The sequence below is a fragment of the Pseudomonas sp. GW822-FHT05A08 genome (assembly GCF_058800485.1).
Genome location: NZ_CM179511.1, coordinates 95,061 through 114,810, shown reverse-complemented (window position 1 = coordinate 114,810; position 19,750 = coordinate 95,061). Strand labels below are relative to the sequence as shown.

Sequence of the window (19,750 nt, the reverse complement as noted above, 5' to 3'; positions counted from 1 at the left end):
TCAGGCCGCGCTGTCGGTGGGCACGGCCCAGGCGTCATAGCCGTAGACCCAGTCGGCGTTGCCGCCGTCCTTGAGCCACTGGTTGCCCCGCGAGCCGATCTGGATCTGGCTGGTGCGCGCCAGGCGCGCCTGCTGGTAGGCCTGCAAGGCCGCGGCGACCGACGCCGGGCTGTCGAGGTCGTGCAGGTAGCGGGCGAGCACCACCGCGTCCTCGATGGCCTGGCCGGCGCCCTGGGCCATGAACGGCATCATCGGGTGGCAGGCGTCGCCCAGCAGGGTGATCGCGCCCCTGGACCAGAACGGCAGCGGATCGCGTTCGTACAGCGCGGTCTTGAGCACATCGGTGCAGGCGTCGAGCAGGGCGCGGGCGTCCGGGTGGAACGCCCGGTAGTGGCCGCGCAGTTCCTCGGCGTCGCCGGCACTGGTCCAGGACTCCTCGTGCCAGCTGTCCTGGGCGGTAGTGGCGAAGATGAAGATGTCCTTACCCTGGTTCAGCGGGAAGGTGACGATCTGGCTCTGCGGGTTGGGGCCCCACCATTTGGTGAAGGCCTGGATGTTCGGCACCTGGGCCACGCGCTCGGCCGGCACCACCGCGCGGTAGGCCACCACCCCGGTGAAGCGCGGATGTTCTTCGCCGAACAGCGCGTTGCGCACCACCGAGTGGATGCCGTCGGCGCCGATCAAGACATCGCAGCGGTGCTGGCTGCCGTCCTTGAAGTGCAGCGCGATGCCGTCGTCGTCTTGGATCACCCGTTCGGCGCGCTTGGCGAATTGCACCTGCTCCAGCGGGAACACTTCGGCCAGGGCCGCCAGCAGGTCGGCGCGGTGGATGGTCAGTTGCGGCGCGCCGTATTTGCGCTCGGCGGCGTCGGCCATTTCCAGGCGCGAGGTTTCTTCGCCGCTGTCCCACATCCGGCTGATGCGATGGGTCGGCCGGGCGGCCGGCAGGCGCACCGCGGCGCCTATGCCCAGGCCGTCCAGCGCGCGCACCGCGTTGGGTGTGAGGTTGATGTCGGCGCCGACCCGCAGGAAGGCTTTCGACTGTTCGAACACGGTGACCCGGTGGCCGGCGCGGTGCAGGGCGATGGCGGCAGTCAGGCCGCCGATACCGGCGCCGGCGATGGCAATGTTCAGGGAAGACATGGACGACTCCTGCTCAGGGTTTCGGTTTGTCGGTGAGGAATTTGCCTTGCGGCGCCTCGACGTTCTGCTGGCGCCGGGTGTGGCCGTCGATGCCGCCGGCGATGGCCCATTCGGCGAACACCGTGGGCCCCGGTTCGAAGGTGCGCGGCTGCCATTCGCCGGTCAGCTGGTCTTCGTCGGCGTAGTACTCCACCAGCGCGCCGGCGGGGTTCTTGAAGTACCAGAAGAACGCCGAAGACACCGGGTGCCGCCCCGGGCCGATCTCGGTGGTCCAGCCGCTGCGGGAGATGTGCATGCCGCCGCCGAACACTTCGTGCACGTCGCGCACGGTGAACGCCACGTGGTTGAGCCCGGCCCGCGGCGCCGGCAGTTGCAGCATGAACAGGTCGTGGTGGCCGCCCTCCTCGGCGGTGCGCAAGAACGCCCCGCGGTCCGGATAACGGTCCGAGGCCTGGAAGCCGAAACGCTCGTGGTAGAAGGCTTCGCAGGCGTTCACGTCCTTGACGAAAAACACCACGTGGCCGACTTCGATCGGCGTCGCGCGTTCATAGACCGGCGCCGCCTTGTTGATCCGGCCCTTGGTCTGCCAGGTGTTGTGGCCGCTGCACTCGATGTCGATCTCGCGCTTGCGGGTCACTTGCAGGCGGATCGCCAGGCCGTTGGGATCGGTGCAGCCGATGCGCTCGTCGGTCTCGACAAACCCTGGGTCATGGGCGATGCGCTGGCGGTACAGCGCCAGGTCCGCCGTACTGGCCACGCCCCAGACCACTTCGCGCACGGTGGAGCCGGCCTCGATGGCGGGCGGCAGGCCCGGCTTGTCCAGGTCGGCGAGCACCACACGGCAGCCGTTGAGGGTTTCGAAGATCACCTCGTCGGGCTGCGCGCTGACCTGCTTGAGGCCCCAGTCGCTGAAAAACCGCACGCAGGTGTCCAGATCCTCGACGCCATAGGTGACTTCATCGATGCCTAACACGCTCATAGCGCTACCTCTCGTGGCACACCGGCCCAGGCCAGTGGCTGTTCGTTCATGCCCCAATAGAGGCTCTTCTGTTCCATGTACTGCAGGATGCCCAGGCGGCCTTTTTCGCGGCCCAGGCCGCTGTCGCGCCAGCCGCCGAAGGGCGTGGAGATCGAGAACTGCTTGTAGGTGTTGATCCACACCGTGCCGGCCTGCAGGCGCCGGCCCAGGGCCCAGGCGCGCTTGTAGTCGCGGCTCCAGATCCCGGCCGCGAGGGCGTACAGGCTGTCGTTGGCCTGCTCCAGCAGCTGCGCTTCGTCATCGAAGGGCATGGCCACCAGCACCGGGCCGAAGATTTCTTCCTGGCAGGTCTGCTGGCTGTTGCTCAGGCCTTCGAGGATGGTCGGCGGGTAGAAGTAGCCTTGATCGTAGATGCCGCCGGTTGGGCGCTGGCCGCCGAGCAGCAGGCGGCCGCCCTCGGCCAGCCCGAGGGCCACGTAGCGCTCCACCGATTCGCGATGGCCGGCGCTGATCAGCGGGCCCATCTGGGTGTTTTCGTTGGCCGGGTCGCCGACCCGCAGGTTGGCCGCGGCCGCCACCAGGCGCTGCATGAACGGCTCGTACAAGGCGCGGGCGACGAACAGCCGGGAGCCGGCGATGCAGGCTTCACCCGAGGAACTGAAGATGCCGTACAGCACCCCGGCCACGGCGTGGTCGAGGTCGGCGTCGTCGAGGACGATGGTCGGCGACTTGCCGCCCAGTTCCAGGGACACCGGCATCATCTTGTCGGCGGCGATATGGGCGATGTGCTTGCCGGTGCGGGTGCCGCCGGTGAACGACACGCGCTTGACCAGCGGATGCCGGGTCAGGGCATCGCCGAGCAGCGAACCCTTGCCGGGCAGCACGCTGACCAGGCCCTTGGGCAGGCCGGCTTCTTCGCACAAGCGGGCCAGGCGCAGGGCCAGCAGCGGGGTGATTTCCGCCGGCTTGATCACCACCGCGTTGCCCGCCGCCAGGGCCGGCGCGACCTTCTGCGCCTCGCTGGCGATCGGCGAGTTCCACGGGGTGATCGCAGCGACCACGCCCATTGGCTCATACACGCTCATGCTGACGAAATCGCCGCGCGACGGGGTGATGGTTTCTTCCAGGGTTTCGCAGGCCGCGGCGAAGAACTGGAAGGTGCCGGCGGCGCTGGCCACCAGGGCGCGGGTCTCGTTGATCGGCTTGCCGTTGTCCTGGCGCTGCAATTGCGCAAGCTCTTCGCCGTGCTGGCGGATCAGTTCGGCGATGCGGTACAGCACGCCGGCCCGCTCGTGGGGTTTGCGCTGGGCCCAGCCGCTGTGCAGGAACGCCTGGTGCGCGCCCTGGATGGCGTCTTCGACATCCTGCAGATCGGCGGCGTTGAGCCAGGCCACGGCTTCACCGGTGGCCGGGTAGCGGCTGGCGTAACGCTCGCCGCGGCCCAGGCGCCACTCGCCGGCGATGCAGATGGGTAAAGTCTGTTCGAGAGTCATGGAAGAACCTCAGGTATGGGGGCCAGCGGCAAGCTGCAAGCTTCAAGCTGCAAGAAGAAGCAAGAGCGGTGTGCTTTTACTTGTGGCTTGCCGCTTGAAGCCTGCCGCTGCCCATTCATATCGAAATCGCGTGGGCGTGGTTGCCCAGGGCACGGACCACGCTGTACACGGTCAGCGCCGAGGTCTTGGGGTTGGCCAGCAGCGGCTTGCCGCGCAGGCTCAACTCGAAACCGCCGAAGGCGCCCCGGGCTTCGAAGTGGTGGACGTTTTCCTCGCTGTGGGGGTCGGCGATCAGCGTCACCTGGGTGCGATCCAGGCCGATGCCGGCCAGCGACAGGGTGGCGGCGACGTTGGCGTTCTTCGGGTACAGCCGCGCCGCTTCGCGGGCGCTGCCCTGGAAGATCACCGTGGCCTCGCTGATGCTGTCGAGGTCGCAGGCCTGCTCGCCGGGGGTGTTCTTCCAGGCGCGGGCCGGCTTGCGCCCGGTGTAGTTGACCGAGTCCAGCCCGCCGACCTTGGCCGCCGACAGCGCATCGATGCCGCCGATGGCGCCGGGCAGCAGTTCGATGCGGGTCTGGCCGCGTTCGGCGGCGGCTTCCAGGCGCTCCACCAGGCCGACTTCGGAGAGCGCGCCGACCGAGACGATCAGGCAGGCGATGCCGCGCTCCAGGGCCGGCAGCACGTGTTCTTCAATGGCCCGGTGGCCGGCGCATTCCACCAGCAGGTCCGGACGGGCGTCGGCCGGCAGCGCGTTGAGTACCTGCGGCGGCTGCTTGAAGCTGGCCAGGCGCTGGCGCACCAGGGCTTCGGAACCCTGGGAGGCGATGACGTAGTCCACGCACAACTGCGGGTCCTGTTCCAGCAGTTCGAGCACGCCGACGCCAATGGCGCCGCAGCCGATCATGGTGATATGCAACATGGCGCGATCCTCAGGCGGTGGCCTTCTGGGCTTTGGTTTCGCTGTTGGGCGGGCCGGCGAACTGGGTGGCGAAGTTGCCGACGCTGAGCATGTCGACTTCCAGCAGGAACGGGCCGGGCTGGCTCAGGGCGCTGTCCACCACCTTGCCGAAGTCCTTGAGGTCGGTGACCAGGCCGTGGCGCAGCCCCAGGGACTCGGCGAGCTTGGTGTAGTCCGGGGTGTGCAGGTCGACGTAGCAATGGCGGCTGCCGTAGACCGCGTCCTGGATATTGCGGATCACCCCGTAGCGCTGGTCGTTCATCAGCAGGATCACCAGGTTGGCGCGCTCCTGGACCAGGGTCGCCAGCTCACCGAGGTTGAGGATGAAACCGCCGTCGCCGGCCAGGGCGAAGACCTTGCGCCCGGGCGCGGTTTCGGCGGCGGCCACGGCCGCGCCGATGCCCATCGCCAGGCCCTGGCCGATGCCGCCACCGAGGGCGTGGACCCCGGCGCGCGGGTGGTAGAGGGTCAGCAGGCGGTTGCCCCAGATGCTGTTGGACAGGGTCACGTCGCGCACCCAGGAGAAGTTGCGGCCGGTGCTGGCCTGCAACTGTTCGACCATCGCCGAGTACGGCCCCAGGTCGGCCACCAGCTGGCTGCGCGATTGCTCGCGGACCGCCTTGAGTTCGGCGAGGAAGTCCGGGTCGGTCTGCAAGCGGCCTTCGAGGCGGTCGGCCAGGCCCTCCAGGGCCAGCGCGGCGTCGCCGCAGATAAACAGTTCGCTGGCGTAGCTGCGGCCTTCGATGGCCGGGTTGGCGTCGATGCGCAGGGTGTTCTGCGGCAACTTCAGGGCGTACTTGAAGGTCTCGTTGCTGCGCAGCCGCGAGCCGGCGATCAGCAGCGCGTCGCAGGTTTGCAGGAACTGCTCGACCCGCTTGTTCTGCGAGAAGGCCCCGAGGCAACGCTCGTCGTCTTCGTTGACCACGCCGCGGCCCTGGGTCGAGGTGATGACGCCCACGCCCATGGCCAGCAGGCGCTTGACCTGCGCCCCGGCATGCCGGGCGCCACCGCCGAGCCAGAGCAGCGGACGCTTGGCCCCGGCCAGGCGTTCGGCGACCAGGTCGAGGGCTTCCGGCGCCGGCACCGCGACCGGGATCGGCAACGGCGACAGGTCGGTGGGCATCGGGATAAAGGTCGACTGGATGTCGATCGGGATTTCCACGCTCACCGGCCCGGTCGGCGCGGTCAGGGCGGTCTGCACCGCCAGCTTCAGGGTGCTGATGGCGGTCTCGACGCTGCGCACGCGGAACGCCGCCTTGGACACCGCCTTGAGCATGTTCAGCTGGTCGCGGGCTTCGTGGATGTAGGCCAGTTCCTGGTCGAGGTACGGCGTTTCGATCTGCCCGGTGATGTGCAGCAGCGGCGTGCCGGCGGTCTGCGCTTCGACCATGGCGCCGGCGGCGTTGCCGGCCGCGGTGCCGGTGGAGGTCAGGCACACGCCGAGGCCGCCGGTGGTGCGGGCATAGGCGTCGGCCATGTTGGCGGCGCCGGCTTCGCCGCGGGCCATGACGAAGCGGATATTGCCGCGCACGGCAAAGGCATCGAGGATCGGCATGTTGTGGATCGAGATCACGCCGAACGCGGCCTTGACCTCGCATTGTTCGAGAAAGGCGGTGATGGCAGCGCCCACGGTGACAGTGTTTTCGTTACGCATGGCGGGACAGGCCTCCGGATACATCGATATGGCTGCCTGTGGTGTAAGCCGACAGAGGCGAGGCCAGGAACAGGATCGCGCGGGCCGCTTCCAGCGGCAGGCCCAGGCGCCCCAAGGGAATGTGTTTGCGTTGCGCCAGCTGGGCGGTCCATTGCGCCCAGTCGAGGTCGCGTTCTTCGCGGGCCTCGAAGCGCCGGCGCCATTGCCCGGACTCCACCAGGCCAATGAGAATGCCGTTGACCCGGATGCCCTGCGGGGCGAATTCGGTGGCCATTGAGCGCACCAGGTTCATCACCCCGGCGCGGGCGGCCGAGGTGGCGACCATGTGCGGTTCCGGCTGGCAGGCCAGCAGCGAGTTGACGCAGACGATGGCGGCCTCGCACTGGCTTTCCAGCTGGGCCTTGAAGGCGCGGACCGGGTTGATCACCGAGAAGAACTTCAGGTTCAGCTCTTCGCTCCAGGCGGCGTCGCTGGTGTCGGCGAAGGTCGAGACCCGGCCTTGTCCGGCGTTGTTGATCAGCACGCTGGCCTCGCCGAGCGCGGCCTGGCTGGCATGGGCGAAGGCGCTGACCGACTCGGCGTCGAGCACGTTGCACACCTGGGCCAGCATCCGGGCCTGGGGGAAGCGCTGGCGCAGGTCGGCTTCGGTGCTGCGCAGGCGCTCGCCGTCGCGTCCGCAGAAGGCCACGGCGGCACCGGCTTCCAGCAGCAGTTCGACGCAGGCCAGGCCGATGCCCGAGGAGCCGCCGGTGACGATCGCGGTGCGACCTTGCAGTTGATAAAGGCTCATCTCAATCCCTCATCAAGGCGGTCACGCGCTGTTGCCCGTCGTGGGCCACGCCGTTGTAGTTGAGCAGGCGCGACAGCTCGTCGGCGCTGCGGCGGACCTGCGACAGCAGTTCCTCGAAATTGACGTGGCCGATCTGCGTGGTGGGGATGGTCACGCCCAGCGCGGCGGCGATGCGCCCGCTCTGGTCGCGCACTGGCGCGGCCACCGTGGAGATCGCCGATTCGAAGAAACCTTCGCCGCTGATAAAGCCGCGCTGGCGGTCGGCCTGGACCATGTCGAACAGCTCCAGCACGGTTTTCGGCGTGCTGTGGGAGTACTGCTCCAGATGCTCTTCGGGGTACAGCTCGCGCAGTTCGGCCAGGGACAGGTCTTCCAGGAGGATGCGCCCCAGCACCGTGGCGTGGGCCGGCAGGCGGGTGCCGACGTTGACCGCGTTGGAGAACACCGAGGGCGGCGAGACCTTGGCCACGTAGACGATCGAGCGGCCGTCGCGCACCACCAGGTTGCTCGGGTAGTTGAGGCGGTCGCACAGGCGCGCCAGCAGCGGCTGGCCGAGCTCGGTCAGCTCCAGCGACGCCAGGTATTCGAAGCCCAGGCGCAGCACCGACATGCCGAGGCGGTATTCGTTGCCGCTGCGGGTGACGAAACCCATGGTTTCCAGGGTGGTGAGCAGGCGGAAGATGGTCGAGCGCGGCAGGGCCAGGCGGCGGGCCAGTTCCGGCGCGGTCAGGGTGCGGTTGCGCCGGCTGAACTCGCAGAGCAGCAACAGGCCACGCTCCAGGCCCGGCACTATGTATTTGTCCTGAGCGTCCTTCAGCGGATCGGAGTCGTTCATAGGGTTCTACCTGTCAGGGATTCTTTGATGGCAAAGGCCAGGCGGCCCGCGACCACCAGCGGTTGTTCGATGGGGCTGGCGTGGCCCGCGTCGGCGATCAGGTTGAAGCTGGCGCCCAGCGCCTTGGCCAGGGTCAGGCAGGTCTCGGCCGGGGTGATGCGGTCGGCTTCGCCGCAATGCACTTCGCAGGGCATGCCGGGTTGGCCGTGGCGCAGCAGGTCGTCGCCGCACAGCAGCTCGATGGCCTGGCGATAACCCGCGGGGTTGAGCCGCGCCATGTTCCAGCGCACCCAGGCCAGGGCCTGCGGCGCGGCGTTGGGCGAGAGCATGTGGGCACTGCGTTGTTCGGCCAGGCCGGCGATCCCCAGATGCTCCAGGTTCTCCAGGCGCTGGCGGCGCACCTGCTGGCGCTGCTCGCCGCGTTCCGGCGCGCCATAACCACGGGCCGGGCTGATCAGTACCAGGCGACTCACCCGGCTCGCCTGTGAACTGCGAGCGAAGGCCAGGGCCGGCAGCGCGCCGAGGGAATGCCCCACCAGCACGCATTCCTCGACGTCCAGGGCATCGAGCATCTGCACCAGGCGGGCGGCGTAGTGCTCGGCCTTGGGCGCGGGGGATTCCAGGGGGCTGGAATCGCCGTAGCCGGGCGCGTCCCAGGCGATGACCCGGGCCTGGGGCGCCAGTTGTCGGGCCACCTCTAGCCAGGACGCCGCCCCGGAACCGATGCCGTGCAGCAGCACGATCGCCGGGCCCGCGCCGCATTCGCGCAGGGCCTGCCGGCCGCCGGCCACGGGCACCAGGCGCTGGGCAAAGTCGCGGGCCAGTCGGGCCTGGAGGTCCGCCGTCGATACGGGTTGAGAGAGGCCTGGCAACATGGGCTTATCCGCGCTTGATCGAGGCCAGAGGGTGCTCTGGCGGATAGGTCGGGGTGATCGGCTTTTTCGCGCCGAGCATCACGCACATCAGCGCGTCTTCGTCGCCGATGTTGATCTCTTCGCGGTACACGCCCGGCGGCACGGAAATCACGTCGCGGTCGGTGAGGATGGTCTCGAAGCGCTCGCCATCCTTTTCCAGCACCACCTTGAGCTTGCCGCGCAGCACGAAAAACACTTCCTCGACGTCGATGTGCAGGTGCGGCGGGCCTTCGTGGCCGGCCGGGATGACCATGGTGGAGAAGGTGAAGTGCTCCGACGCAATGGTGTTCATGTCACTGCTGACACCAGTGCCGCCGGTGCCGATGTAGCGCATTTGCGCGCGGCGGAATTTCGGGTCGTAGTCGGCCTGGAACTTCAGCGCGTCCCAGTCGTACTTGCGTGTCTGGTAGCGGGCGATGCGCGTGTTCATCCAGCTTTCCAGGCTCGCGCCGGCAGGGCGGTCCCAGCTTTTCGGGGTGGCGTTTTGGGCAGATAGATCGGTCATGACAGTCTCCAGATCAAGGCATGACGAACCCGCCGTTGACCGGCAGGGTTTGTCCAGTGATGAAGCGGGCAAGGTCGGACAGCGCGAACAGCACGGCGCCGCTGACGTCTTCGGGCAGTTGCGGGCGCTGGATGGCCCGCTGGTCGTTGTACAAACGGTGGCGTGCCTCGGGCACGTAGGCGGTGGCCTCCACCAGCACCAGGCCGGGGGCGATGGCGTTGACCGTGATGTTGTCGGCGCCCAGCTCGCGGGCCAGGCTGCGGGTCATGGCGATGATCGCGCCCTTGCTGGCGACGTAGGCCAGCAGGTTCGGCGCGCCCCACAGCGGGGTGTCGGAGGCCAGGTTGACGATGGCGCCGTGGCCGCTGGCGCGCAGGGCCGGCAGGCAGGCGGTGGTCATCAGCCAGGTGCCGCGCACGTTGACCTGCATCACCTGGTCCCAGGTGTCGATGCTCAGCTCTTCGCAGCCTTTGCCGCCGGAGTTGGTGATCGAGGCGTTGTTCACCAGGCCGTCGAGGCCGCCGAGCAGGTCCAGGGTGGCGGCGATGCAGGCGTCGATGGAGGCCGGTTGGGCCAGGTCGAGGGTCACGGCCTGGACGTCCAGGCCCTGGGCCCGCAGTTCGCTGGCGGCTTGCTGCACGCGCTCTTGCAGCACGTCGGCGATCACCACCCGGGCACCGGCCCGGCCGATGGCCTGGGCGAAGGCGTAGCCCAGGCCACGGGCGCCGCCGGTGACCAGCACCCGGCGACCTTCGAGCAGAAGATTCTGGCTGTTCATTATTGGGTGCTCAGCATGGCTTTGGGCATGTAGTGCAGGACGCGTTTTTCCGCCCAGACCACGGCGCCGTAGGCGATCACCCCGATCAGGGTGAGCATGACAATGGCGACGAACACCCCGGCGGTGTTGCCCTGGCCCTCGGCGTCCACCAGCAAGAAGCCCAGGCCCTGGTTGCCGCCGACCAGCTCGCCGACGGTGACGCCGATCACCGCCAGGGTCGAGGCGATGCGCAGGCCGGAGAACAGCGCGGCCATGGCCGAGGGGAACTCCACCAGGCGGAAGATCTGCCAGCGGCTGGCGTTCATGGTGCGCACCAGGTTGATCATGTCCGGATCGACGGTGCGGATCGCCGAGAGCACGTTGATCATCACCGGGAAGAACACGATCAGGATGGCGATCAGGATCTTCGGGTAGATGGTGTAGCCCAGCCACATCACGAACAGCGGCGCGAAGGCGACTTTCGGGGCGATCTGCAAGGCCAGGATGTAGGGCGACAACATGGCTTCGGCGGCGGGCGACAGGCCCAGGGACACGCCGATCACCACTCCCAGCAGGGCGCCGAGGCCGAAGCCGACGATGATCTCCAGCGCGGTGATCAGGGTGTGTTGCAGCAGGCCGCCGCTGTGCCACATCACCAGGCTTTCCTGGGCCACGCGGCTCAGTTGCGGCATGACGAATTCGGGCATGCCGAGCAGGCCCGGGCCCCATTGCCAGAGCACCAGGAACAGGACCAGCAGCGCGGCGCTGCCGAGCATGGAGTTATTCAGGCTTTTCATCGTGTGCGTACCTTGTTGTCCCGGTGGCTCATTGCGCGGCGACCGGGCTGTCGACGAATTGGTTGGTGAACAGGTCCTCGAGCTTGGGCTCCTGGCTGACGATGCCTTCGCTGACGTAGAACTGGCGGACCTTGTCCAGGCGCTGCGGATCGATGTGGCCGAGCACGCGCTGGTTGGCGTAGACATGCTCGACGTAGAGCTTGAAAACCTTCTCCAGCGAGTCTTCCTTGCCGGCGTAGGCCGGCACGGCCTTGGCGAAGGTCACGGCGGCGGCGCGCGGGTCCTGGATAATGTCGCGCATGCCTTGCAGGGTGGCCTGGACCACGCCGCGCACGACCTTGGGCTGGTTCTTGATGGCGTCGTCGGAGGCGAGGATCGCCTGGGCCATGCTTTCGAAAATCTGCGCCTGGGGAATCAGCTTGATCCGCACCCCGGCCTCTTCGGCGTTGACCACCCAGTCCGGCACGCCCGCCATGGCCTGGGCCTTGTCGGCCGAGAACAGCTGCCAGACCCCGGCCGGCCCGGCGGCCTGGATATTCACGTCGGTCTTGCTCAGGCCGGCTTTGCGCAGCGAGGCGAGCAGGGCGTAGTAGGTGGTGTCGGAGTAGGACATCACCGTCATGGTCTTGCCCTTGAGGTCGGTGATGGACTCGATATTTTCCTTGGCGTTGGTGGCGATCATGGTCACCCCGCCGGAGCCCAGCACCGCCACGGCGCGCACCGGAATACCATTGGCCCGGACCACGATCGGCGTGTCGCCGATGGCGCCGCCGAGCAAGGCATTACCGGCACCGATCTGCTTGGCCACGTCGACCCCGCCCTTGGCGGCGATAAAGGTCAGGTTGAGGTCCTGGGCGGCGTAGTAACCCTTCTCCTTGGCGATGATCCAGGGCGCGAAGGCCGGCGAGTTGGGCGGTGCCGGCAGCAGGTAGGTGACGTCGGTCCGGGCCTGGGCCTGGGCCGTGCAGGCCAGGCCGAGGCCCAGGCTGAATGCGCAAAGACGTTGAAACAGAGACTTGAGCATGGGGACTCCTGAATCGGTTGGGGGCCGCGAGGGCGGTGATCAGTGCAGTTCGGTGTCCGCGCCGACTTGCAGCAACTCCATCAGGCGGCCCACCAGCGGGCCGATTTCCGGCAGCTTGCGGCGCTCCAGCGGGTTGTCGCGAAACGGCAGGTCGATGCTGATTTCTTCGATGATGGTGCCGGGGCGGGCGCTCATGACCAGCAACCGGTCGGACATGGCGATGCCTTCGATCAGGTCGTGGGTGATGAACAGGGCGGTCTTCTTTTCGTCGTAGAGCATCCGCGCCATGTCCTGTTGCAGGATCATCTTGGTCTGGGCGTCGAGGGCGGAAAACGGCTCGTCGAGGAACAGCACCTGCGGGTCGATGGCCAGGGTCCGGGCCAGGGCCGCGCGCTGGCGCATGCCGCCGGACAGCTGGAACGGGTAGTGATCGGCGAAGCCCTTGAGGTGGCAACGTTCGAGCAGGTCGTTGGCCACGGTCTGCCGGGTCGCGGCGGGCACGCCCTGGATCTCCAGGCCCAGCTCGACGTTGCGGCGGATGCTGCGCCAGGGCATCAGCAGGTCTTTCTGCAACATGAAGGCGACCTGGCGTACCGGGCCGGTGACCGGTTCGCCGCTGACGAACACTTCGCCTTCGCTGGGGCGATACAGGCCGGAACCCATATTGAGGATGGTGCTCTTGCCACAACCGGAAGGGCCGATGATCGATACCACTTCACCCCGGCGAATCTTGAAGTTCACCTCGCGAATAGCGAATGGCGCTGCGGATTGGCCCTTGGCCGGGAAACATTTGCCGACATTGCGAAATTCAATTTCAGTCGGCTCCAGATCTTCCTTGGGAGCGGGCTTATTCCATTGAGGGGCGACGGCGTACATCTCTTTCACAGCCATTGGGAAGGTACTCTGGTCTGTTTTATAGGTGATACGCCGTTTAGTGCATGAACAATGCCAGTGCTTTATAGCGCGGTGTTTTAGTTTAAAAGTCCTTGTTTATTAATGAGTTGTAGTTATTTAGTTGAAAATGAAACGTTCCATATATGAAACATGGTTTCTTATTTGGCACGAAATTGCACACTGCCCGGGCAAAGCCTGGGAAGTTGCAAGAAGTCGGTGCTTGTTCGGGTAACGCAAAAAACGGGATAAATCGCTTACTTGTTTTGTATATGAAACAGAGCAAGTAAAAGTTGTCGCTTTATCAGTGGAAGAAAGAGGCCTTGAGGGCGTTTGTGGTCCTCAAGAAAAGTATCTGCAAGCGGGATCAGGCCGGCTCGGGGGTTACCGGGCATGTGCTCAAGAACGGTTGCAGTCCTTGTCGATACTCCTGGGGCGGCATGAGGTCACTGTGTTTGGCGATGCGGCAGGCCAGGCCCTGATGTCAGGTAACGCCCCGGCCGCTCGCCGCTCAGGCTGGAAACTGCCGTATATGCTGTTCCACCCACTCGAACAGGCGCTCGTCGAGCAGCGCTCGGTAGCGGTTGTAGGCGTCCCGGTGGCTGTTGAAGAGCGGGTCCTGATTGATCCGCGCGGCCAACGCGCTGGGGCTGTCGCTCCCGGCATGGCTCGCCCTCAGGTGTTTCTGTCGCTGATCGGCCTGTTCCAGGGTGTCCGCCAGGGCGTCCAGTTGCAGGTGCCTGAATTGGGCGATGACCTGGGGCAGGTGAAAGTGCAGGGCACTGTCAAAGCCTTCCCAGTCCTCAAAGGCCAGCCACTCGTGGAGCATCATGAAGCAGCGCGGCGTCGGTGCCAGTTGTTCCAGTGGCGCGAAGGCCAGCCAGTACTGGCGCGGCAGTTGCTCCTCGGTTTCGATGGCCTGGGCGATCAGGTCCAGGGCCCGGCCCTTGTCTCGGTGATGTTTGCGCAGGATGCGCTGGGTCAGGGTGAAGCGTGCTTCTTCTATAGCGTGCAGGGCAAGGTTCAGGTCGTAGCCGGCGTTGTGCAGGTGTTCGCGGGCTTGCTCGGGAGGCAGGCCGGACTTGTCCACCAGTAACTGCAACAGCTCGGACTTGTAGAGCTCGGCGGCTTGCTGGGGATTGCCCGCGCAGCGGGCCAGCAGGGTTTGGGCGTGGCGCAGGCCGATGGGGATCAGGTTGCGCAGTTGTTGAAGGGCCTGGATGTGCGTCGGGTCCATCGACGGGATGCCTTGGTATTCGTTGCCGGTCGCGGCGGGAGGTCGATTATCTACCCTGATGGCCGGTTGTGCCTGGCCAAAGCCTGGGCGAAGTATCGCGAAGGCCTGGATCTGTAGCCGCTGCCGCAGGCTGCGATCGACCGCGAAGCGGGCGCGGCGGTTTCAAGGGCAGGTAAAGGAACAGGCAAAAAAAAGGGCTTGGAGAAGAATCTCCAAGCCCTCAAAAGGTGAGAGGTGTCTAGTCCCTCGACCTGGTGAGCGGTGCCCTGTGGCCAGGGCGGGCGTTGGTCAGGCTTTGAGCGGGACCAGACGCGGGGCAATCATGTTTTCCGGGCGCAGGATGTCGGCGAGCATGGCGTCGTCGAGCAAGCCTTCTTCGCGCACCAGTTCCAGTACGCCGCGGCCGCTTTCCAGGGCGATGCGGGCGATACGGGTGGCGTTTTCATAGCCGATGTACGGGTTCAGCGCGGTGACCAGGCCGATCGAGTGCTCGACCAGTTCGCGGCAGCGCTGCTCGTTGGCGGTGATGCCGGTGATGCAGTGCTCGCGCAGCATGTCCATGGCGCGTTGCAGCAGGCGGATCGAGTCGAAGATCTTGAACGCGATCAGCGGCTCCATCACGTTCAGTTGCAGCTGGCCGCCTTCGGCCGCGATGGTCAGGGCCAGGTCGTTGCCGATGATCTGGAACGCCACCTGGTTGACCGCTTCCGGGATCACCGGGTTGACCTTGCCGGGCATGATCGAGCTGCCTGGCTGACGCGCTGGCAGGTTGATCTCGTTGATCCCGGTACGCGGGCCGCTGGACAGCAGGCGCAGGTCGTTGCAGATCTTCGACAGCTTGACCGCGGTGCGCTTGAGCATGCCGGAGAACAGCACGAAGGCGCCCATGTCGGAGGTGGCTTCGATCAGGTCGGCGGCCGGTACCAGCGGCTGGCCGCTGATGGTGGCCAGGCGCTGGACGGCCAGGGCCTGGTAACGCGGGTCGGCGTTGATGCCGGTACCGATGGCGGTACCGCCCAGGTTCACTTCGGTCAGCACTTCCGGCGCCAGGGTCTTCAGGCGGGCCAGGTCTTCGCTCAGGGTGGTGGCGAAGGCGCGGAACTCCTGGCCCAGGGTCATCGGCACGGCGTCTTGCAGCTGGGTACGGCCCATCTTCAGGACGTGGCTGAATTCTTCACCCTTGGCGGCGAACGACTGGATCAGGCTGTCGAGGCTGGCCAGCAGCGCGTCGTGGCCCAGCAGCAGACCCAGGCGGATCGCGGTCGGGTAGGCGTCGTTGGTCGACTGCGCCATGTTCACGTCGTTGTTCGGGTGCAGGTACTGGTATTCGCCCTTGCTGTGGCCCATGGCCTCCAGCGCGATGTTGGCGATGACTTCGTTGGCATTCATGTTGGTCGAAGTGCCAGCGCCGCCTTGAATCATGTCCACCACGAACTCTTCGTGGAAGTCGCCGCGGATCAGACGGGCACAGGCTTCGCTGATGGCAGCGTGCTTGGCTTCGCTCAGGTGACCCAGCTCGCGGTTGGCGTCAGCAGCTGCCTGCTTGACCATTGCCAGGGCCACGACCAGTTTTGGGTAGTGCGAAATCGGAACGCCGGAGAGGCGGAAGTTGTTCACCGCTCGCAGGGTCTGGATGCCGTAATACGCTTGAGCAGGTACTTCGAGTACGCCAAGCAGGTCTTTTTCTGTGCGGAAAGATGCAGCGGAGGACATGATAGAAATCATCTCGATATGGACCCGGTCGGTGCCGGAACGCTGCGAATCCTAGGCCTGCGGGAAAATTTGGGCCAATGCTGTTAAACACTGGCCTATGCATAAACGGCATAATGCCCGTGTGACGCCGCTTGCGCGGCAAGCGTGTGACCTAAAATGGTGCGTTCCCCGGGAGGACGTGATGAATCTGGAAAGCAAATGGCTCGAGGACTTCAGTGCCCTGGCCGCCACCCGCAGCTTCTCGCAGGCCGCCGAACGGCGCTTCGTGACCCAGCCGGCTTTCAGCCGGCGGATCCGCAGCCTGGAAGCGGCGCTGGGGCTGACCCTGGTCAACCGCTCGCGCACGCCGATCGAACTGACGGCGGCGGGGCAGCTGTTCCTGGTGACCGCGCGCACGGTGGTCGAGCAACTGGGCGAAGTGCTGCGGCACTTGCATCACCTCGAAGGCGGGCAGGGTGAAGTGATGCAGGTCGCCGCGGCGCACTCCCTGGCCCTGGGTTTCTTCCCGCGCTGGATCGCCCAGTTGCGTAACGAAGGCCTGAACATCGCCACGCGGCTGGTGGCGACCAACGTCGGCGACGCCGTGCATGCCCTGCGCGAAGGCGGCTGCGACCTGATGCTGGCCTTCTATGACCCGGACTCGGCCATGCAGATGGACCCGGAAATCTTTCCTTCGCTGCACCTGGGCCAGACCGAGATGCTGCCGGTGTGCGCGGCGGATGCCGCCGGCAAGCCGCTGTTCGACCTGGAAGGCGAGGCCAGCGTGCCGCTGCTGGCGTACAGCGCCGGGGCGTTTCTCGGGCGTTCGGTGAACCAGCTGCTGCGCCAGCGCAACCTGCGCTTCACCACGGTCTATGAAACCGCCATGGCCGACAGCCTCAAGAGCATGGCCCTGGAAGGCCTGGGGATTGCCTGGGTGCCGCACCTGAGCGTGCGCGCCGAACTGGCCCGCGGCGAACTGGTGGTCTGCGGCGGCGCGCAATGGCATGTGCCGCTGGAGATCCGCCTGTACCGCTGCGCCCTGGTGCGCAAGGCCAACGTCCGGCTGCTGTGGCGCAAGCTCGAAGGCGGCGCGGCGCAGGGCACAGGCAACACCTGACCTGTAGTCGCTGCCGAAGGCTGCGCTCGCTCTGGGCGGCACTCCGTCGCAGGGGCCGCAAAACCTGGCGACGCGGTCTGTCTGAAGGAGTGGGAATACCCCCTTTGCGCCGGCTTCGCCGTCGATCGCAGCCTGCGGCAGCGGCTACAGGAATCTGGCAACGATCCTGGCCCATGCTGACTGACCCAAAAGTCAATAAAACCGCCGCTTTGCGCCTGAAACATGGTGTATGACAGATGGTCGGCAAAAGTGCGTTTAATGCACCTTTTTCGGTATACTGCGCGGCCTTCGGCCGGTTCGTCCGGCCATAATTCGCACATTCAAGCCACGCACTCCGCGTGGCTTGTTGTTTTTGACGCGCCCGCGGGCGCCCAGAGAGAAGAGGCACGACGATGAGTGCATTGGTTGGCGTGATCATGGGCTCCAAGTCCGATTGGTCCACCCTTAGCCACACCGCCGATATGCTGGAAAAGCTCGGCATCCCTTACGAGGTGAAAGTGGTCTCTGCCCACCGCACCCCGGACCTGCTGTTCCAGTACGCCACCGATGCCGAAGCGCGTGGCATCGAGGTGATCATCGCCGGTGCCGGTGGCGCGGCCCACCTGCCAGGCATGTGCGCGGCCAAGACCCACCTGCCGGTGCTGGGCGTTCCGGTGCAGTCGTCGATGCTCTCGGGCGTCGACTCGCTGCTCTCCATCGTGCAGATGCCCGCGGGCATTCCGGTCGCCACCCTGGCCATCGGCAAGGCCGGCGCGATCAACGCCGCGCTGCTGTCGGCGAGCATCCTTGGCGCCAAGCATCCGCAATTTCATACTGTGCTGAAAAAATTCCGCGCTGAGCAGACAGACAGCGTCCTGGACAATCCAGACCCACGCATCGCCTGAGGTTTTTGACGATGAAGATCGGTGTAATCGGTGGCGGCCAACTGGGTCGCATGTTGGCTCTGGCGGGCACTCCGCTGGGGATGAACTTCGCTTTCCTCGACCCGGCTCCGGACGCCTGTGCCGCTGCCCTGGGCGAACACCTGCGAGCCGATTACGGCGATCAGGATCACCTGCGCCAGCTGGCTGACGAAGTGGACCTGGTGACCTTCGAGTTCGAAAGCGTGCCGGCGGAAACCGTGGCCTTCCTGTCGCAGTTCGTCCCGGTCTACCCGAGCGCCGAAGCCCTGCGCATCGCCCGAGATCGCTGGTTCGAGAAGAGCATGTTCAAGGACCTGGGGATTCCGACCCCGGCGTTCGCCGACATCCAGTCGCAAGCCGACCTGGAGGCCGCCGTGGCCAGCATCGGCCTGCCGGCCGTGCTGAAAACCCGCACCCTGGGTTACGACGGCAAGGGCCAGAAAGTCCTGCGCAGCCCTGAAGACGTGGTCGGCACTTTCGCCGAGCTGGGCAGCGTGGGGTGCCTGCTGGAGGGCTTCGTGCCGTTCACCGGCGAAGTCTCGCTGATCGCCGTGCGCGCCCGCGATGGTGAAACTCGCTTCTACCCGCTGGTGCACAACACTCACCACAGCGGCATCCTCAAGCTGTCCGTGGCCAGTAGCGATCACCCGCTGCAGGCCCTGGCCGAAGACTATTCCAGCCGCGTGCTCAAGCAGCTGGACTACGTCGGCGTGATGGCGTTCGAGTTCTTTGAAGTCGACGGTGGCCTCAAGGCCAACGAGATCGCGCCACGGGTGCACAACTCCGGGCACTGGACCACCGAAGGCGCCGAGTGCAGCCAGTTCGAGAACCACCTGCGGGCTGTCGCCGGCCTGCCGCTGGGTTCGACCGCCAAGGTCGGCGAGAGCGCGATGATCAACTTCATCGGCGAAGTGCCGGCGGTGGAGAAAGTCATCGCCATCGACGATTGCCATCTGCATCACTACGGCAAGGCCTTCAAGGTCGGGCGCAAGGTCGGTCACGCCAACCTGCGCTGCAAGGACAAGGCAACCCTCGAGGCGCAGATCCTCAAGGTCGAAGCGCTGATCGCCGAATAACTTCCTGAGGCTGCGGTGGAACCAATCGGGGCCGCCGTTCTCTGATGGCAGGATGCCAATGCGCTAACTAGGCTTTGGCATACCTAACTCATACAGAGGGAAATGCCATGGGAATTATTGGAACCATCTTTATCGGCTTGATCGTTGGCCTGCTGGCTCGCTTCCTGAAACCGGGCGATGACAGCATGGGCTGGATCATGACCATCCTGCTCGGTATCGGCGGTTCGCTGGCAGCCACCTACGGCGGCCAGGCCCTGGGCATCTACCAGGCGGGCCAGGGCGCGGGCTTCATCGGCGCGCTGGTTGGCGCGGTCGTGCTGCTGGTGATCTACGGCCTGGTCAAAAAGAACTGATTTAGCGACAAAGCCCTCTCTGCTGCGCAGGTAGAGAGGGCTAGAATGCCCGGCGTTGTCTTGTCCCTTTCTTGCCGAGCTCCTCCATGCGCCGTCTTCTGTTGACTCTTGTTCTGCTGGGCCCGGGCCTGGCCCATGCCGGCGAACTGCCGGAAACCGACTGGCTCGAACTGATGCCCAAGTCGGACCAGAAAGCCCTCGAGCAAATGCCGGAAATCGATCACAACTCCCCCGAAGCCAATGGCACCTTTACCGAAAAGGGCGGCCTGAAGCAGAGCAAGGGGTTGCCGGCGGTGATGTATTCGACCAAGACCGTGCCGGCCATGAACGGCAAGGACATCCGCATCGGCGGTTATCCGGTGCCGCTGGAGTCCGATGCCAAGGGGCGCAGCACGCTGTTTTTCCTCGTGCCTTACCCGGGCGCCTGTATCCATGTGCCGCCACCGCCGCCCAATCAACTGGTGCTGGTGCGTTTCCCCAAGGGCGTGAAGCTGGACGATATCTACACGCCGCTGTGGGTGACCGGCCACCTGAAGGTCGAGACGGTCAGCAACGACCTGGCCGACGCGGCCTATGCGCTGGATGCGCAGAAGGTGCGGGTGGTGCAGGAGTCGGATCTGTAGGACGGCG

General features: G+C 65.9%; 20 protein-coding genes. 5 read left to right on the top strand and 15 right to left on the bottom strand.

Annotation, left to right across the window (positions count from 1 at the left end; genetic code table 11):
* From AC3RCP_RS00550 to aspA, 15 genes are all read right to left on the bottom strand, one after another.
* Positions 1–1,143: an FAD-dependent monooxygenase gene (locus AC3RCP_RS00550; RefSeq protein ID WP_492570549.1), complete on the bottom strand. Its 1,143-nt coding sequence runs from the start codon at positions 1,141–1,143 to the stop codon at positions 1–3.
* 13 nt (positions 1,144–1,156) lie between these two features.
* Positions 1,157–2,122 carry a VOC family protein gene (locus AC3RCP_RS00545; RefSeq protein WP_101336302.1) on the bottom strand — a complete coding sequence of 322 codons (966 nt, stop codon included), beginning with the start codon at positions 2,120–2,122 and terminating at the stop codon, positions 1,157–1,159.
* Positions 2,119–3,615: an aldehyde dehydrogenase gene (locus tag AC3RCP_RS00540; protein ID WP_101336301.1), complete on the bottom strand. Its 1,497-nt coding sequence runs from the start codon at positions 3,613–3,615 to the stop codon at positions 2,119–2,121. Before AC3RCP_RS00540 ends, AC3RCP_RS00545 begins: the two co-directional genes overlap by 4 nt.
* 115 nt (positions 3,616–3,730) lie before the next feature.
* Positions 3,731–4,534 carry an aspartate dehydrogenase gene (locus tag AC3RCP_RS00535; protein WP_492570550.1) on the bottom strand — a complete coding sequence of 268 codons (804 nt, stop codon included), beginning with the start codon at positions 4,532–4,534 and terminating at the stop codon, positions 3,731–3,733.
* Between the two features lie 10 nt (positions 4,535–4,544).
* Positions 4,545–6,227: a thiamine pyrophosphate-binding protein gene (locus tag AC3RCP_RS00530; RefSeq protein ID WP_007928497.1), complete on the bottom strand. Its 1,683-nt coding sequence runs from the start codon at positions 6,225–6,227 to the stop codon at positions 4,545–4,547.
* On the bottom strand, positions 6,220–7,017 hold the full coding sequence (locus AC3RCP_RS00525) for an SDR family oxidoreductase (RefSeq protein ID WP_492570551.1): 798 nt from the start codon (positions 7,015–7,017) through the stop codon (positions 6,220–6,222). The genes AC3RCP_RS00530 and AC3RCP_RS00525 overlap by 8 nt, the downstream gene beginning before the upstream one ends.
* 1 nt (position 7,018) lies before the next feature.
* A complete protein-coding gene (locus AC3RCP_RS00520; protein ID WP_007928502.1) occupies positions 7,019–7,852 on the bottom strand; it encodes an IclR family transcriptional regulator in 834 nt (277 codons plus the stop codon).
* On the bottom strand, positions 7,849–8,727 hold the full coding sequence (locus AC3RCP_RS00515) for an alpha/beta fold hydrolase (RefSeq protein ID WP_492570552.1): 879 nt from the start codon (positions 8,725–8,727) through the stop codon (positions 7,849–7,851). Before AC3RCP_RS00515 ends, AC3RCP_RS00520 begins: the two co-directional genes overlap by 4 nt.
* 4 nt (positions 8,728–8,731) lie before the next feature.
* On the bottom strand, positions 8,732–9,271 hold the full coding sequence (locus AC3RCP_RS00510) for a cupin domain-containing protein (RefSeq protein ID WP_007928504.1): 540 nt from the start codon (positions 9,269–9,271) through the stop codon (positions 8,732–8,734).
* A 13-nt stretch (positions 9,272–9,284) separates the two neighbouring features.
* Positions 9,285–10,049 (bottom strand): SDR family oxidoreductase, encoded by a 765-nt coding sequence (locus tag AC3RCP_RS00505; protein ID WP_101336297.1) that lies wholly within the window; start codon positions 10,047–10,049, stop codon positions 9,285–9,287.
* Complete coding sequence (locus AC3RCP_RS00500) at positions 10,049–10,825, bottom strand: ABC transporter permease (protein ID WP_007928506.1); 777 nt, start codon at positions 10,823–10,825, stop codon at positions 10,049–10,051. Before AC3RCP_RS00500 ends, AC3RCP_RS00505 begins: the two co-directional genes overlap by 1 nt.
* A gap of 28 nt (positions 10,826–10,853) precedes the next feature.
* Entirely contained in the window at positions 10,854–11,849 is a 996-nt protein-coding gene (locus AC3RCP_RS00495) for an ABC transporter substrate-binding protein (protein ID WP_492570553.1), read from the bottom strand.
* Between the two features lie 39 nt (positions 11,850–11,888).
* Entirely contained in the window at positions 11,889–12,725 is an 837-nt protein-coding gene (locus AC3RCP_RS00490; RefSeq protein WP_052034491.1) for an ABC transporter ATP-binding protein, read from the bottom strand.
* Positions 12,726–13,251: 526 nt separating this feature from the next.
* Positions 13,252–13,977: a hypothetical protein gene (locus tag AC3RCP_RS00485; protein WP_492570554.1), complete on the bottom strand. Its 726-nt coding sequence runs from the start codon at positions 13,975–13,977 to the stop codon at positions 13,252–13,254.
* Positions 13,978–14,265: 288 nt separating this feature from the next.
* Positions 14,266–15,690: an aspartate ammonia-lyase gene (gene aspA, locus AC3RCP_RS00480; protein WP_007928510.1), complete on the bottom strand. Its 1,425-nt coding sequence runs from the start codon at positions 15,688–15,690 to the stop codon at positions 14,266–14,268.
* Positions 15,691–15,871: 181 nt separating this feature from the next.
* Here aspA and AC3RCP_RS00475 point away from each other — a divergent pair, with 181 nt between their 5' ends.
* The 5 genes from AC3RCP_RS00475 to AC3RCP_RS00455 all read left to right on the top strand — a co-directional run bounded on the left by AC3RCP_RS00475 (position 15,872) and on the right by AC3RCP_RS00455 (position 19,743).
* Positions 15,872–16,789, top strand: coding sequence for a LysR substrate-binding domain-containing protein (locus AC3RCP_RS00475; protein WP_009041373.1), 918 nt, complete (start codon positions 15,872–15,874; stop codon positions 16,787–16,789).
* Positions 16,790–17,181: 392 nt separating this feature from the next.
* Positions 17,182–17,673: a 5-(carboxyamino)imidazole ribonucleotide mutase gene (gene purE, locus AC3RCP_RS00470; RefSeq protein WP_007928512.1), complete on the top strand. Its 492-nt coding sequence runs from the start codon at positions 17,182–17,184 to the stop codon at positions 17,671–17,673.
* A gap of 11 nt (positions 17,674–17,684) precedes the next feature.
* On the top strand, positions 17,685–18,767 hold the full coding sequence (locus AC3RCP_RS00465; protein ID WP_007928513.1) for a 5-(carboxyamino)imidazole ribonucleotide synthase: 1,083 nt from the start codon (positions 17,685–17,687) through the stop codon (positions 18,765–18,767).
* Between the two features lie 107 nt (positions 18,768–18,874).
* Complete coding sequence (locus tag AC3RCP_RS00460) at positions 18,875–19,120, top strand: GlsB/YeaQ/YmgE family stress response membrane protein (RefSeq protein ID WP_007928514.1); 246 nt, start codon at positions 18,875–18,877, stop codon at positions 19,118–19,120.
* An 86-nt stretch (positions 19,121–19,206) separates the two neighbouring features.
* On the top strand, positions 19,207–19,743 hold the full coding sequence (locus AC3RCP_RS00455; RefSeq protein WP_101336294.1) for a DUF3299 domain-containing protein: 537 nt from the start codon (positions 19,207–19,209) through the stop codon (positions 19,741–19,743).
* Positions 19,744–19,750 lie beyond the last annotated feature (7 nt).

Bases quoted from the DNA above. Each gene is read 5' to 3' on its own strand.
- AC3RCP_RS00550 (WP_492570549.1), bottom strand. From the start codon at position 1,143: ATGTCTTCCCTGAACATTGCCATCGCCGGCGCCGGTATCGGCGGCCTG.
- AC3RCP_RS00545 (WP_101336302.1), bottom strand. From the start codon at position 2,122: ATGAGCGTGTTAGGCATCGATGAAGTCACCTATGGCGTCGAGGATCTG.
- AC3RCP_RS00540 (WP_101336301.1), bottom strand. From the start codon at position 3,615: ATGACTCTCGAACAGACTTTACCCATCTGCATCGCCGGCGAGTGGCGC.
- AC3RCP_RS00535 (WP_492570550.1), bottom strand. From the start codon at position 4,534: ATGTTGCATATCACCATGATCGGCTGCGGCGCCATTGGCGTCGGCGTG.
- AC3RCP_RS00530 (WP_007928497.1), bottom strand. From the start codon at position 6,227: ATGCGTAACGAAAACACTGTCACCGTGGGCGCTGCCATCACCGCCTTT.
- AC3RCP_RS00525 (WP_492570551.1), bottom strand. From the start codon at position 7,017: ATGAGCCTTTATCAACTGCAAGGTCGCACCGCGATCGTCACCGGCGGC.
- AC3RCP_RS00520 (WP_007928502.1), bottom strand. From the start codon at position 7,852: ATGAACGACTCCGATCCGCTGAAGGACGCTCAGGACAAATACATAGTG.
- AC3RCP_RS00515 (WP_492570552.1), bottom strand. From the start codon at position 8,727: ATGTTGCCAGGCCTCTCTCAACCCGTATCGACGGCGGACCTCCAGGCC.
- AC3RCP_RS00510 (WP_007928504.1), bottom strand. From the start codon at position 9,271: ATGACCGATCTATCTGCCCAAAACGCCACCCCGAAAAGCTGGGACCGC.
- AC3RCP_RS00505 (WP_101336297.1), bottom strand. From the start codon at position 10,049: ATGAACAGCCAGAATCTTCTGCTCGAAGGTCGCCGGGTGCTGGTCACC.
- AC3RCP_RS00500 (WP_007928506.1), bottom strand. From the start codon at position 10,825: ATGAAAAGCCTGAATAACTCCATGCTCGGCAGCGCCGCGCTGCTGGTC.
- AC3RCP_RS00495 (WP_492570553.1), bottom strand. From the start codon at position 11,849: ATGCTCAAGTCTCTGTTTCAACGTCTTTGCGCATTCAGCCTGGGCCTC.
- AC3RCP_RS00490 (WP_052034491.1), bottom strand. From the start codon at position 12,725: ATGTACGCCGTCGCCCCTCAATGGAATAAGCCCGCTCCCAAGGAAGAT.
- AC3RCP_RS00485 (WP_492570554.1), bottom strand. From the start codon at position 13,977: ATGGACCCGACGCACATCCAGGCCCTTCAACAACTGCGCAACCTGATC.
- aspA (WP_007928510.1), bottom strand. From the start codon at position 15,690: ATGTCCTCCGCTGCATCTTTCCGCACAGAAAAAGACCTGCTTGGCGTA.
- AC3RCP_RS00475 (WP_009041373.1), top strand. From the start codon at position 15,872: ATGAATCTGGAAAGCAAATGGCTCGAGGACTTCAGTGCCCTGGCCGCC.
- purE (WP_007928512.1), top strand. From the start codon at position 17,182: ATGAGTGCATTGGTTGGCGTGATCATGGGCTCCAAGTCCGATTGGTCC.
- AC3RCP_RS00465 (WP_007928513.1), top strand. From the start codon at position 17,685: ATGAAGATCGGTGTAATCGGTGGCGGCCAACTGGGTCGCATGTTGGCT.
- AC3RCP_RS00460 (WP_007928514.1), top strand. From the start codon at position 18,875: ATGGGAATTATTGGAACCATCTTTATCGGCTTGATCGTTGGCCTGCTG.
- AC3RCP_RS00455 (WP_101336294.1), top strand. From the start codon at position 19,207: ATGCGCCGTCTTCTGTTGACTCTTGTTCTGCTGGGCCCGGGCCTGGCC.